The organism is Pantoea agglomerans NBRC 102470, from assembly GCF_001598475.1.
GTDB classification, from domain to species: domain Bacteria; phylum Pseudomonadota; class Gammaproteobacteria; order Enterobacterales; family Enterobacteriaceae; genus Pantoea; species Pantoea agglomerans.
Genome location: NZ_BCZA01000008.1, coordinates 119723 through 133284 on the forward strand (window position 1 = coordinate 119723; position 13562 = coordinate 133284).

At 54.4% G+C, this 13562-nt stretch carries 12 protein-coding genes, 1 tRNA gene and 1 other RNA gene; 7 read left to right on the top strand and 7 right to left on the bottom strand.

The annotated features are described in order from the left end of the window. Positions 1–189 precede the first annotated feature (189 nt). On the top strand, positions 190–1158 hold the full coding sequence (locus tag PAG01S_RS16885; protein WP_062759442.1) for a VirK/YbjX family protein: 969 nt from the start codon (positions 190–192) through the stop codon (positions 1156–1158). An 8-nt stretch (positions 1159–1166) separates the two neighbouring features. On the opposite strand, the gene PAG01S_RS16890 is transcribed toward PAG01S_RS16885, so the two are convergent. From PAG01S_RS16890 to PAG01S_RS16915, 6 genes are all read right to left on the bottom strand, one after another. After that, positions 1167–1529 (bottom strand): YibL family ribosome-associated protein, encoded by a 363-nt coding sequence (locus PAG01S_RS16890; RefSeq protein ID WP_003848030.1) that lies wholly within the window; start codon positions 1527–1529, stop codon positions 1167–1169. 103 nt (positions 1530–1632) lie between these two features. Then, a complete protein-coding gene (gene mtlR / locus PAG01S_RS16895; protein ID WP_133248908.1) occupies positions 1633–2178 on the bottom strand; it encodes a mannitol operon repressor MtlR in 546 nt (181 codons plus the stop codon). A gap of 64 nt (positions 2179–2242) precedes the next feature. Then, on the bottom strand, positions 2243–3391 hold the full coding sequence (mtlD, locus tag PAG01S_RS16900; RefSeq protein WP_010257450.1) for a mannitol-1-phosphate 5-dehydrogenase: 1149 nt from the start codon (positions 3389–3391) through the stop codon (positions 2243–2245). 96 nt (positions 3392–3487) lie between these two features. Continuing rightward, positions 3488–5422 carry a PTS mannitol transporter subunit IICBA gene (locus PAG01S_RS16905; protein ID WP_010257448.1) on the bottom strand — a complete coding sequence of 645 codons (1935 nt, stop codon included), beginning with the start codon at positions 5420–5422 and terminating at the stop codon, positions 3488–3490. A gap of 432 nt (positions 5423–5854) precedes the next feature. After that, on the bottom strand, positions 5855–6571 hold the full coding sequence (locus PAG01S_RS16910; RefSeq protein WP_010257443.1) for a DUF3053 domain-containing protein: 717 nt from the start codon (positions 6569–6571) through the stop codon (positions 5855–5857). A 237-nt stretch (positions 6572–6808) separates the two neighbouring features. Beyond that, a complete protein-coding gene (locus tag PAG01S_RS16915; protein WP_062759443.1) occupies positions 6809–8407 on the bottom strand; it encodes a gamma-glutamyltransferase family protein in 1599 nt (532 codons plus the stop codon). A gap of 734 nt (positions 8408–9141) precedes the next feature. Here PAG01S_RS16915 and PAG01S_RS16920 point away from each other — a divergent pair. Beyond that, positions 9142–9438, top strand: a complete 297-nt coding sequence (locus PAG01S_RS16920; RefSeq protein ID WP_010257438.1) for an HTH-type transcriptional regulator — start codon at positions 9142–9144, stop codon at positions 9436–9438. Positions 9439–9479: 41 nt separating this feature from the next. Here PAG01S_RS16920 and PAG01S_RS16925 read toward each other — a convergent pair whose 3' ends face one another. Next, positions 9480–10073 carry an HD domain-containing protein gene (locus tag PAG01S_RS16925; RefSeq protein WP_010257434.1) on the bottom strand — a complete coding sequence of 198 codons (594 nt, stop codon included), beginning with the start codon at positions 10071–10073 and terminating at the stop codon, positions 9480–9482. A 62-nt stretch (positions 10074–10135) separates the two neighbouring features. On the opposite strand from PAG01S_RS16925, the gene PAG01S_RS16930 reads away from it, so the two are divergent. From PAG01S_RS16930 to PAG01S_RS16950, 5 genes are all read left to right on the top strand, one after another. Further along, positions 10136–10600 carry a MarR family winged helix-turn-helix transcriptional regulator gene (locus PAG01S_RS16930; protein WP_010671641.1) on the top strand — a complete coding sequence of 155 codons (465 nt, stop codon included), beginning with the start codon at positions 10136–10138 and terminating at the stop codon, positions 10598–10600. Between the two features lie 95 nt (positions 10601–10695). Next, complete coding sequence (locus PAG01S_RS16935) at positions 10696–11124, top strand: organic hydroperoxide resistance protein (RefSeq protein ID WP_010257431.1); 429 nt, start codon at positions 10696–10698, stop codon at positions 11122–11124. 321 nt (positions 11125–11445) lie between these two features. Continuing rightward, positions 11446–13137: a kdo(2)-lipid A phosphoethanolamine 7''-transferase gene (eptB, locus tag PAG01S_RS16940; RefSeq protein ID WP_010257429.1), complete on the top strand. Its 1692-nt coding sequence runs from the start codon at positions 11446–11448 to the stop codon at positions 13135–13137. Between the two features lie 125 nt (positions 13138–13262). Further along, positions 13263–13339: transfer RNA gene (locus PAG01S_RS16945), tRNA-Pro, on the top strand. Positions 13340–13372: 33 nt separating this feature from the next. Beyond that, positions 13373–13502, top strand: a non-coding RNA gene (locus PAG01S_RS16950) — RtT sRNA. The last annotated feature ends 60 nt before the right edge of the window (positions 13503–13562 follow it).

Genomic DNA, 13562 nt, shown 5'->3' on the forward strand with positions numbered 1-13562 from the left:
ACGATAAACCGGTGGAATTTATTTCGCCGGTTTTTTATATCTTTAAATTCTGTCGTCCCAGATTAAACCAAAAATAAACGGATCTCGCTTTTTAACCGCCGCGCTTTTAACCTTCTGCCACATTAACACGCCGTTGATACTCGTTGTCTTATGCTCAGTGACATTCCTGCTCACTGTGTGTCGATGACTATGTCAATTATAACTACTCACGAAACCACGACCGATTCTTCTGCATCGCTTTTTTTTCAGTTAATTAGCGGAAAATACGTTCCGAATAAACTCTGGATAAGTAAACGTTTCCGGCTGAAATTTGTGTTAAGAACCTTAATATCGCCGCTGACTACGCTGCGTTATCTGGATGAGCTGTCGCATTTACCGCAACTCCCTCTGTTGATGAGTACTCAGGGATTGCTGCCAGCCAAGCTGCACCGGCCCTATCTGCGCTCAGGGTTGAGAATTGCTGCGCGCGCGCAGGCGATACTTGATCATTACAGCCTGATGAATAATCTGGAAAACCCTGCGCTGCGTCAGCTGCTGCAAAGCGCCACGGATAATCCGCTGGCTACGCTGACCGGTAAAAATGGCGAATCCTTTTTACTTTCCTGCAGTTCCGGTTATTTCGATCGGGAAGGGGAAGTGACGCTGGTATTACGTTATAACGACGAAATTATTGCTTCACTTTCATTTTCAATTCTCAATGAAAATAACCAGCGCACATTATTAATTGGCGGATTACAGGGTCCGCGAAAACATATCAATAATGAGGTGATCCGCGAGGCGACCAAAGCGGCGCAGGGTCTCTTTCCGAAACGCCTGTTAATGGAAGCGGTATTTATTGTGGCGAAGCAGTGCGGCGTGGAGAATATTCTGGCGGTAGGCGATGAGACTCATGTCTTCCGCAGCCTGCGTTATCGCCACAGCAAGGGGGATAAGTTCTTTGCCAGCTACAGTGAATTCTGGCTGTCGCTGAGTGGCGAGGCGCGCAGGGATGGGATGTTTATCCTGCCGCTGAGCCTGCCGCGCAAAACGCTGGAGGAGATTGCCAGTAAGAAGCGGGCTGAATATCGTCGCCGCTATGAACTGCTGGATGCGCTGGCGGAGCAGGTCTATGCCGCCGCCGGCGAACGCAAAGCCGATGTCGATCAGGCTGCTGCCTGATCGACCCGTCAGAATGCGGTTTTGGCGAAGCCGGTCATTGCTGTCAGCCCCATCTCACGTCCCAGCGCGGTCATTGGATGCACCACGACCAGGCCGCGCACGCTTTTCTTCAGCGCGCCCAGATTTGCCTGCTCTTTCTTGGTAATTTCGCGGCTGAAGCCCATTTTTTGCAGCTTCTGCGCCTCGGCACTGAGTTTTTCAACCCGCTGACCGCGCAGACGCTCAATCTCAATGACCAGCGCTTCTTTCTCTTTCAGCAACGCGCCCAGTTTCTCGACATCACCCGATTCCAGTAACTGCGGCTCTTTGCGGTTCAATGCGTCCAGCTTATCGCTGAGAAGTTTGATTTCGTTCTTTTCTTGCTCTTTCATGACAACAACTCGTTGAGGAAAACAGGCCAAGGATACACCAAATCTGGCGCATATTCCCGCTCAGGTTAAGACGAAAAAGGCGCCGTGATGGCGCCTGACAGGATTAGCTGCCGGACTTTTTAAACGCCTGCTTCATACTGATGCGGGCGATCAGCTCGGTTAGCGACAGGACCATGGTGGATCGCACCATCTGCAGATAGCGCTGCTGCTGCATGCTGCGCAGCTCTGCATCTTCGGTGTGAAACACCGGTGCGGGCGGCCAGGCGGTGACGCAGTGCAGTTCACCAAACGGGCCAAGGATCTCGTCGTCGGTAAAACGATAATCACCGCTGTCGTGATTCAGCTCTTCGCGCAGCGCCAGCAGCAGTTCACCATCTTCATATTCGTGCCGGCTGATAACGCCAAGACCGTAAATCAGCTTCAGACGAACCGAGAGTTCGCCTAAAGGACCGTTCCCCAGCAGCAGTGGTTCTACGGCATATTTCACCGCGTAGTCATCTTTACGGAACACCTGCAGCACCAGCAGATTGACGGCTTCAGCCAATAGCTCAACAGCGGCGATCAGAAAGCTTCTCACCGAACGACCGGCGTTCAGGCGCTCAAGCACCCGGTTTTCAAAAGCCTGCTTCTCTTCCATTATTGCCTGCATGGGTTCAATACCGCCGTTGGGCGCAGGCGAACTGCGCCCGGCTTGCGTCACTAACACGCGCGCATTATGCCATAGCGTGCCAGGCGCTCACCACCGAAGCCACCACTTCGCTGTCAGCATCCAGCCCTGAAACCTCAGCCAGCGTCGCCTGTGGGCCTTTTTCTGCCAGCAGCGTGGCCAGCTCCTGCGCCTGTGGGTCCTGGTCGCTGCGATAGTGCATCGCGGCGGCAATGCCCTGCACCAGGCTGGCGTGCGGTAAACCATACTCCAGCGTGCCCAGCGTCGGCTTGATCAGGCGATCGCCCGCGCTGAGTTTACGCAGCGGCTGACGACCCACACGCTCAACATCATCTTTCAGATAAGGGTTCTCAAAACGGCCAAGAATTTTCTGGATGTAGGCCGCATGTTTATCCGCCTCAAAACCGTAGCGCTTAATCAGCACCGCGCCGCTCTCTTCCATCGCCCCTTTCACCACGGCCCGGATTTTTTCATCGAGGATGGCGTCACGAATGGTCTGGTGACCGGCCAGCTGGCCGAGATAGGCGGTAATCGCGTGACCGGTGTTCAGTGTGAAGAGTTTACGCTCAACAAATGCCATCAGGTTATCGGTCAGTTCCATACCCGGAATCGCAGGCAGGTCGCCTTTAAACTGAGTTTTATCGACGATCCATTCGCTGAAGGTTTCAACGGTCACTTCCAGCGGATCGGTGCTGCCCGCTTCAGACGGTGGCACGATGCGATCGACAGCGGAATCCACAAAGCCGACATGCTGCTCAAGCCAGGCGTGATACTGCTCCGGCAGCGCCTTCAGCACATGCTGTTTCAGCTGGCTGGTGCCGCGCACCATATTCTCACAGGCGATAATATTTAGCGGGCGGGTATTGCCGTTGTCGCTGCGTTTTGCCAGGCCTTTAGCCACACTGCCGGCAATACGCTCCAGAATCTGCGGGCCCACGGCGGTGGTAACGAGATCGACTTCAGAAACCAGGGTGATGATCTCATCGCTGGTGCTGTTTACCGCACTGACGCCTTTAACGGTTTCTGTTTTGGCCTGCTCGCCAACTACATGAACGGGATACTCATGACGCGCGTTCAGTGCATCCAGCACCGTCTGATTCACATCAGCAAAAACCAGTTCGATACCTGCATCAGCCAGTAACTTGCCGATAAAGCCGCGACCAATGTTTCCTGCTCCGAAATGTAACGCTTTCATAATTTTTGACCCATATCAAATGACGATGGGGCGGGCAAACCCGCCCCAGGAAATCGGGACGGGCATGACCGCCCCAGGGAAAATAATTGCTATAAATTACGCGATTGCAGGCTTACCTGACAGCAGATCCAGCACTTCCTGCACGCTGGTGGTGTTCGCCAGCTTCTCAATCACGCTGTCATCATCCAGCGCATTGGTCAGGCTGGTGATCACCTGGATGTGCTCGTTGTTACGGGCAGCAATACCAATCACCAGGCGCGCCACATCGTCCGGCTCTTCACCGAACAGGACGCCTGCCGGATACTGACAGAACACCACGCCGGTTTTCAGCACGCGATCTTTCGCTTCGACCGTACCGTGCGGCACGGCAATCGACTCACCGAGATAGGTCGGCGTCAGTTTTTCACGCGCCAGCATCGCCTCAACGTATTCAGGCTCAACGTAACCGCCTTTCACCAGCTGTTCACCCGCAAAGCGAATCGCCTGCTCTTTGTTACTGGCGGTCAGGCCGAGGAAGACGTTATCCGCACCCAGTTTAAACAGGTGTGCGTTGCCTTCATCGTAGCTGTCAGAGAGCGCGGTATTCACCGTTTGACGATGCACGTCGCTGCGGTTAGCCGCCACCAGACGTTCGGTCAGGGTGCTGTAGAGCGCGCTGTCGAGGAAGTTGTTCAGCGAGATATGCTGCGCATGCGGAGCCTGGCGGATGGCGCGTTCAGTCAGGTCACGGTGGGTAATCACCAGATCGACATCACCTGGCAGGGCGTTGATCGCGGTATTGGTCACCGACACATTGCTCAGCCCGGCGTCCTGCACTTTCTTACGCAGTACGCCTGCACCCATCGCGCTGGAACCCATACCGGCATCACAGGCGACGATGATTTTACGCACGTGATGCAGTTCAACGCTCATGGCATCGCTGGCGACTGGCGCACCCGCGCCGCTCTGGCCTTTAGACTGCGCTTTCATCTCATGCATGCGCTGGGTCGCGGCTTCGATATCGTCATCTTCTTTGACTTTGCTGGTTTTCAGCAGGATAGCAGACACCACGAAGGAGACGGCGAAGGCCGCAGCGATAGCGGCGATGTTCGCGAAGTAGGCACCTTTTGGCGTCATTGCCAGCACCGCCAGGATTGAACCCGGTGAGGCAGGAGAGACCAGGCCACCGTTCAGCACCGTCAGCGTGAAGACGCCGGTCATACCGCCAAGGATAACCGCCAGCAGCAGACGAGGAGCCATCAGCACATACGGGAAGTAGATCTCATGGATGCCGCCAAGGAAGTGGATGATTGCCGCACCGCCCGCAGACTGTTTAGCACTGCCACGACCAAAGAACATATAGGCCATCAGCACGCCCATACCCGGACCCGGGTTGGCTTCGATCAGGAAGAAAATGGATTTGCCGGCTTCACTAGCCTGCTGGATACCGAGCGGCGAGAAGATACCGTGGTTAATGGCGTTGTTCAGGAACAGGATTTTCGCGGGTTCGACGAAGATCGAGGTCAGTGGCAGCAGGTTGTTCTGCACCATCAGATTCACGCCCGCGGCGAGAATGTGTGACAGACCTTCTACCAGCGGACCGATCGCCAGGAACGCCAGCAGTGCCAGTATCATCCCGATAATACCGGCCGAGAAGTTGTTGACCAGCATCTCGAAGCCGCTTTTGATTTTGCCGTCAATCGCCCGGTCAAACGACTTGATTGCCCAGCCGCCCAGCGGACCGGCAATCATCGCACCGAGGAACATCGGCATATCAGCACCGACAATCACACCCATGGTGGTAATGGCACCGACCACGCCGCCGCGATCGCCGCCCACCAGACGCCCACCGGTGAAACCGATCAGCAGTGGCAGCAGGTAGGTGATCATCGGGCCAACCAGTTTGGCCAGCGTTTCGTTAGGGATCCAGCCAGTTGGAATAAACAGTGCGGTGATGATACCCCAGGCGATAAACGCCCCGATGTTTGGCATCACCATATTACTCAGAAAGCGACCAAAGCTTTGTACTTTGACCTTCACTGATGAGGACATAAACCCACCCCTTATTGAGACGCGCTGCAATAGGAGAGCGCGCTTGTTTTTGTTTAGCCACCCCGACCCAAAGCCGGTGGTATTACTGTATGCACGCGGACTCTATCACGCGAATTTGACGCTGCGTAGCGTGCGGGGTAAGTGTGATCTACATCACTGATTAAGGGTGGTGGCAGGGGTGATTAGCGTGATTTTGATCACACTTTAAGGCGTGACTCAGGCTCAGTTGGCTGATTTTTAGACGGGTTGGCCGGTTATCTGTGAGGTGAATCACACTTGTTTGACGTTGATTTGTTATATATCTGTGACTTAGATCACAAACTATTTTTGGTCGAAAATGCGCCAGATCACACTTCATTCAGCGGGTGATTGGGTGGGAGGAGAAAAGAGAGTGTAACGGGCAGACGATTAGCATCTGCCCGTAAGGCGGGTTTACTGCAGACCACCCTGGACGGCAGCCTGTGCCTGAGCAAGCGCCTGCGAATTGGCGGATAAAGTGCTCATCAGCGCGTTATATTGCGAAGCCTGATCCTGAGTCGGAAACTGTACGCCGCCATCATTGAAGCTGACACGGGTTCCCTGCGTTTGCAGGAAATCGCCGGTCTGCACTGCACCCTGGCTCAGCGCCTGGAGTTTTGGCAGCAGAGGAATCAGCTGATTGGCGGGCACCGTCACCACTTTGTTGTAGGCGGTGTCGTAGACTTTTTTCAGGTCATCCGGCTGCTTCAGGGTCGCCTTGCTGCTGTCCGCCTGCATTTTGGCGCTTTCAATCTGCTGGGTGACGATCACCAGTGCGCTGGTCGCCTGACGCAGGGAATCACGACGGCTGAGATAATCCTGCGGAACGCGAATAGCAGAAAGCTCATCCACCACCGGACGCATACCCTGTTCAACCGCTTTGTTCGCCTGCTGCGAGAAGCCATACATAATGGCGTAATCGCTGGCGAAGTTGCCAAAGCTCTGCTTCTGGTTTTCGCTGAGGCTGGGCAGATGCTCGCCGCTGCGCATCACAGTGTTCTGGAGAAAATCGATAAATGCTTTGCGCTGCTCGCCTTCTTTATCACCGCATGCGGTGAGTTGCAGCACGATCAGCGCGCCAGCGAGCATAATGCCGCCACGTGCCATAAGGCGTGTAAGTCCTGAAGCCATAGGGTCAACTCCTGTCGGTGATACTGTCAGATGTCCAGGTAGGAATGGCCTAAAGAATAGAACAAACCCGAGCCACGGCACAACGTGAAACCACCTGTGAAACAGATGCTTTCTGAAACGCCGGTTACAGAATGGGACCGCCTGCGCCTCACGGCGTGCTGCATTCCCTGCCATCGCAGGCTTCAGCGCGCAGAGATGAAGAAGGGGCTGAGCAGCCTGACGCTCACTGCCGCAACCTTAAAACACCACCGCCTGACCATCTTTGCGACTCTCACTGGCCGCAATGTAGAAGCCCTGCGGATCGCGCACTATCGCCTGCGCGCCACCAAAATTGTAGTTACTCAGGGGATCTTCCAGTACCACGTTGTGACCCATACGGCGCAGTGTGCTCAGGATATTGCGATCGAGGGTTGATTCAAACACGACTTCGCGTCCCTGCACCACCCGCCAGCGCGGCGCATCAATCGCGGCCTGCGGATTCTGGCGGTGCAGCATAATGCGCAGCGCCAGCTGGAGGTGTCCCTGCGCCTGCATCGGGCCGCCCATCACGCCAAACGCCATCAGCGGCTGGCCCTGCTGATCCCGCGCAAAGGCCGGAATGATGGTATGAAACGGCCGCTTACCGCCCGCCACGACGTTGGGATGGTCTGGATCGAGTGAAAAGCCCGCGCCCCGGTTCTGCAGGCTGATGCCGGTATCGGGTACCACCACGCCGGAGCCAAATCCCATGTAGTTAGACTGAATGAATGAGACCATCATGCCGCTGGCATCACCGGCGGCGACATACACTGTGCCGCTCTGCTGCGGTGATCCAAAGCGGAAATCTCCCGCCTTGTCAGGATCAATTAACGCTGCCCGCTGGCGAATATAGTCATTGCTGAGCAGGTGTTCCGCCGGAAATTCGAGATGATCTTCATCGGTGACATAACGGTCCAGATCAACCAGCGCCAGTTTCATCGCCTCGATGGAGAGATGCAGCCACTGCGGCGAATCCGGTGCATGGCGGTTGATTTCCCACTCTTCCAGAATGCCAAGTGCAATTAAGGTCGCAATGCCCTGACCATTCGGCGGCAGCTCCTGCACCGATCCTCCGGCAAACGGACGCGACAGCAGGGTAACCCAGTCGGCACGATGGTTTTTCAAATCCTCCAGCGTCAGGGCTGCGCCATGCTCACGGGCGAAGGCTGTCATCTTTTGCGCCAGTGCGCCGCGGTAAAAGCTTTCGCCCTGAGTCTCAGCGATTTCCTGCAAGGTGCGGGCCTGAGCCGGATTGCGGAATAGCTCGCCAGCACGCGGCGGACGACCCTGCGGCGCAAAGCAGTCGCTAAAGCCAGGTTGATCCCGCAGCTTGTCATAGCCGCGCTGCCACAGCTGACCAATCAGCGGTGAAACCGGAAAACCGTCGCGCGCATAGTCAATTGCCGGTTGTGCGAGGGTGGTCAGCGGTAAGGTGCCAAAGCGCTGTGCCAGTGTGACCCATGCCGAGACGGCCCCTGGCACAGTGACGGATTCCCAGCCGGTTTCAGGCATCGCACTAAAATCGGCAAAGCGTTCGGGATGCCACGCGGCTGGCGATCGGCCTGAGGCGTTTAACCCATGCAGCTCGCTGCCATCCCAGACAATGGCAAACGCATCGCTACCGATGCCGTTTCCGGTTGGCTCCAGCACGGTTAAGGCGATGGCGGTGGCGATAGCCGCATCCACGGCGTTACCACCCTGTTGCAGCATCCGTAAACCCGCCTGCGCCGCCAGCGGTTGAGAGGTTGCGACGGCATTACGACCCATCATCGGTACACGATGAGAAGGGTATCCGACGTTAAAATCTGTTTCACGCATCGCTTTTCCTTACAGAGGTCAGGTATAGGTTTGGCCTGCCGTCAGTGCGTTATCACGGGGCTGCACTTTTACCGCGCATCAGGTTGATAGTTGCCGGGTAACTGCACCGGCATGAGGCGTCAGCCGTTTCGTTAAGATGACTGTTGATTAATCTGGCGACAGAGCGCCGTTAAGAATAAAAGATTTACCCGCTCTGCACTGTGAGCCGCCGCGCGCCAGGCCTCAGGCCCCAACCAGGACTATTCTTAATTTAATAAGATCAGTGAATATATGTGTTCAGGAAGTAAACCATTGGCGTATATTTTGCACTCACTACCTGAAGAGGTGTATTGCCTCACAGAAATGAGAATATGCCAGCAAAAAGCTTGATGGCATCCACATAAATAGCAAACACCATTTGATTTTTTTGCCCACACCGAAGGCACAAAACTCAACTGCCTCAGCGGGTTAGAGGCGCTGGAACTTTTCCGGCAAACCATAGTTAAAAAAATAATTATAAATTGCGCGGCAAATAGTCAGGTCTCTATCCATACTTAGTCTCCCGGCATTTGTTGCATTGACCTGACATCTTTAAAGCAGTGCACCGCAGGCTGTGTCCCGTAATGGTTTCTCTCATAACAAAAATAAACCCTTGCGGGATCCAGCCTGAAACAGGCCCGGTTTCAGAGTCCTGACTTCAGGCTCGTACCTCTCTACTTTCACGTGCTTCATAGCGAGTTTTTAAGGAGTTCTCTATGGAATTAAAAGACCCGATGTTTGAATTGCTCAGCAGCCTTGAGCAGATTGTTTTGACACGTGATGATCGCGCCGCCGAGTTACTTATTCAGCGTCAGCAACCCGCCCAGCCAGAGCCGCAGCGTCTGCGTGAAATGACCGGCATGCAGGTTGATGAGTTTGCAAAAGTAATGGGCGTGAGCGTTTCTTCCGTGAAAAGCTGGGAAGCCCGGCGTACCCGTCCTTCCGCGACGGCGCAGAAATTGATGAAGTTATTACATGCCAATCCCTATCTGGGACGGCAGTTGCTTGAATAAACTGATATCACGAAAAGAACCCGCCGCTGGCGGGTTTTTTATTAGCGTAATTCGCTGTATTTAGCCGCCTGTCTGGCAAACCAGCTCTCCGGCACGCTATAGGGCGGCTCCCGCAACTGTGCGAGTCCGCTTTCAATAATCATTGAAGCCTGCTGCCATAACTGCGCATCTCCCTGCTTCAGCAACTCAATCTGTATCTGCTTTTCAACCAGGTAGACCCGCGCAAAGTCGGGATCAAAACGCACAATCGCGCGGGTGTTATCGATGATGTCAGCCAGTTTGATGGTTTGTGCCTCAGGACTGGCGCTGGCTGTATGGCGGAAGTGCGCCAGTTTACGGGCCGTGCGATTTTTTGCCCCAGCGGGTGCGCTGTTGGTCAGCATCTCTACCAGGCTTGCCACGCGCGTACCAAAGTGGGTTTCGATATCGCTCTGTGTGGTTGCGGTATCTTCTACGGTATCGTGCAGCCAGGCTGCCGCTAACAACGCGTCGTCATGGCTGACGCTGCGCACCAGTTCCACCACCGCTGCCGGATGAACAATATAAGGCTCATCGGTATATTTGCGGCGCTGACCGGCACTGGCATGTGCCTCGGTGGCGAAGCGACGCGCCTGTTCTTCCAGTGAATCCTGCATGCCTTTCCCCCTGACAAAAAGTTTGCTTGCAATTATCTAGCGCGCTATCTATATTATTAACCATGAACTGTGATCAAGATGACAAAAAAGTGAAAACGATGCCACTGTTGGTCGATCAGCACCTCTGCTTTGCGCTTTATTCTGCCAACCTGGCGATGAATAAAGTCTATCGTCAGTTGCTGAGCCAGCTCGACATCACCTATCCTCAATATCTGGTCATGCTGGTGTTGTGGCAGAAAGATGATGTCACGGTGTCAGAGATTGGCGAGCAGCTTTTTTTAGACTCGGCAACATTAACGCCACTTCTGAAGCGACTGGAAAGTGCAGGCCTGATTAACCGGCAGCGAACCCGTCAGGATGAACGCCAGGTTGCGGTGACGCTGACCGAAGCCGGGCAGGCGTTACGGGCCAGGGCTGAAGCCATTCCTGAAGCGGTCAAGTGTGCCACAGCCTGTGATGATGACGCTTTGCTGGCGCTGAAATTACAGCTGGATGGGTTGCGAGATAACCTGAATAAGTCACGATAAATATTGCTGACGGGTGCGCGGCACCCGTTAAACCTCACCGCCTGATTACGGCTGTATAAGTAGTGGGCGATTAAATAGCGTAATGGAGAAATGTCATGTCTTTAGAACAAGTGGTTTACCGCGCCAAAGCCAAAGCAACCGGTGGTCGTGATGGTCGTGCAACCTCTTCTGACGGTGTACTGGACGTGAAACTGGGTGTGCCAAAAGAGATGGGCGGTGCAGGCGGCGAAGTGACTAACCCGGAGCAGCTGTTTGCTGCGGGCTATTCTGCCTGCTTCCTGGGCGCGATGAAGTTTGTGGCAGGCCGTGACAAAATCACCATGCCAAAAGACGCCTGGATCGAAGGTGAAGTGGGTATCGGCCCTATCCCTGATGGTTTTGGTATTGAAGCGACCCTGAACATTCATCTGCCAGAGATGGATGAAGCAGAAGCGCAGAAGCTGGTTGATGCGGCACACATCGTTTGTCCTTACTCAAACGCCACCCGCAACAACATCGATGTCACGCTGAACATTATTCGCTAAGCGTGCTGCGGGCCTGAAATTATCAGGCCCGCACTTTTTTTCCTCTGTCATTTTCACTCTCCTGCTGCTGTCTGCGACAGCCCACCCGGCCGTTCCTGTTCGATGTGTACAAAAAATGTGCTAATCAGGTCGACAACGATTATTTTCTGGTCTATCAAACGCGACCATGTTTTACTGAGCCACCTCGCGTTATAGCCTGTAAATCCGTTCAGAATTTTCCTTCATCTTGTCCGGTCCGCTTATTCAGCGAACTCTGCCGCGTTTCGGCAGTCACATAAAAGATTTGGTCAAGCGCTTCACACCGGAGAAACACCTTTTTTCATGAATTACATTAAAACCCTGACTCAGCAGAAGTTATCGCTCTTGCTGGCGCTCTATCTCGGTATCTTATTGAATTTGCCGATTTTCTATCGTCGTTTTGACGGTTTTCTCAGGCACTCTACGGTTACGAACTGGCTGACTGCCGTCACCGAGGTAGTGGCCATTGTGGTGCTGACTTTCTTCCTGATGCGTCTGCTGTCGCTGGGCGGAAAGTGGTTTTATCGCGTGCTGGCCACGCTGATTGTTCTGATTTCGGTTGCCGCCGCCTATTACATGGCGTTTTTTAACGTGGTGATCGGCTACGGCATTGTGGCTTCGGTGATGACGACTGACACCGATCTCTCTAAAGAGGTGATTGGTTACCATTTCATCCTGTGGATGGTGCTGGTCAGCGCGCTGCCACTGCTGATGATCTGGCGCAATAAGCTGAGCATGACGTTGAACGAACAGCTGCGTACGCCGGGACAGCGCCTGAAACCCACCCTGATCATGCTGCTCTGCGTGGCGCTGGTCTGGCTGCCGATTCGGTTTTTCGACAAGCTGCAGAAGCATAACGAAGAGATCACTAACATCGATCTGCCGAGTTACGGCGGTGTGGTGGCGCACTCTTATCTTCCTTCGAACTGGCTGGCGGCTGTGGGCCTGTTTGCCTGGACCCGTGTGGATGAGTCGCTGAACAGCCAGGAACTGCTGGATCCGGCGAAGAAGTTTACCTACGTCGCGCCTGCCGGGCTTGATGATACCTATGTGGTGTTTGTGATTGGCGAAACCACGCGCTGGGATCACATGGGGATGCTGGGCTATGAGCGTGACACTACGCCGAAGCTGTCGAAAGAGAAGAACCTGGTGGCATTCCGGGGCGAGTCCTGTGATACCGCGACCAAGCTGTCACTGCGCTGCATGTTCGTGCGCGAAGGCGGCACTATGGATAATCCGGGCCGCACGCTGAAAGAGCAGAATGTGTTTGCGGTGATGAAAGAGCTGGGCTTCACCTCTGAGCTGTTTGCGATGCAGAGCGAAGTCTGGTTCTACGACAACATCAATGCTAACAATTTTGCCTTCCGTGAGCAGATCGGTTCAGAGAAGCGTAATCAGGGCAAAGCGGTGGATGACATGCTGCTGGTGCCGGAGATGAAAGCGTCACTGGATCGTTTCCCGAAAGGTAAGCATCTGATTGTGTTGCACACCAAAGGTTCGCACTACCTCTATTCACAGCGTTATCCGCGCAGCTTCGCGAAATATCAGCCGGAGTGTATGGGCGTGGATGAGACCTGCAGCAAAGCGCAGTTGATCAACGCTTATGACAACTCGGTGCTGTATGTCGATAGCATGCTGGATAGCGTGCTGGATCAGCTGCGTGATAAGAAGGCGATTGTCTTCTATGCCGCTGACCATGGTGAGTCGATTAGCGAGAATATGCATCTGCACGGCACGCCGCGTGAGATGGCTCCGCCTGAGCAGTTCCGGGTGCCGATGATGGTCTGGGCGTCAGATAAGTATCTGGAAGACAGTCAGAACCGCAGCAACTTTGAGCGCCTGCAGGCGCAGCAGCGCGTGGGCCGGACCCATCGCCACGTTGAGTTGTTCGATACCATCCTGGGTTGTCTGGGTTACACCTCGCCAGATGGCGGTATTAACCCGGCCAACAACTGGTGTCAGGCACCGGGTAATGGTCAGGCTAAACCGCTGTAATAGTGGTCGAAAAGGGTAAAGCAGGCGGCTGATTCCCGGTAACCGCGTGCTTTCCAGGCGATTGGCGGCAAAAGCATAAAAAGCGGTTGACGCTGATCGGGGGTAGCAGTAACATGCGCCCCCATCGGCGAGTAGCGCAGCTTGGTAGCGCAACTGGTTTGGGACCAGTGGGTCGGAGGTTCGAATCCTCTCTCGCCGACCATATTTAAGAAACCTGTCTGAAAAGACAGGTTTTTTTTCGTCTGAAGAAAAGAGGATGAGAACCTCCGAAGGAGGTTTGAGCCGAGCGTAGCGAGACAACGTTGCTTCAGCAACGGCCCGAAGGGCGCTGCTCGCAGAGCAGAGTCATCCTCTCTCGCCGACCATATTTAAGAAACCTGTCTGAAAAGACAGGTTTTTTTTCGTCTGAAGAAAAGAGGATGAAA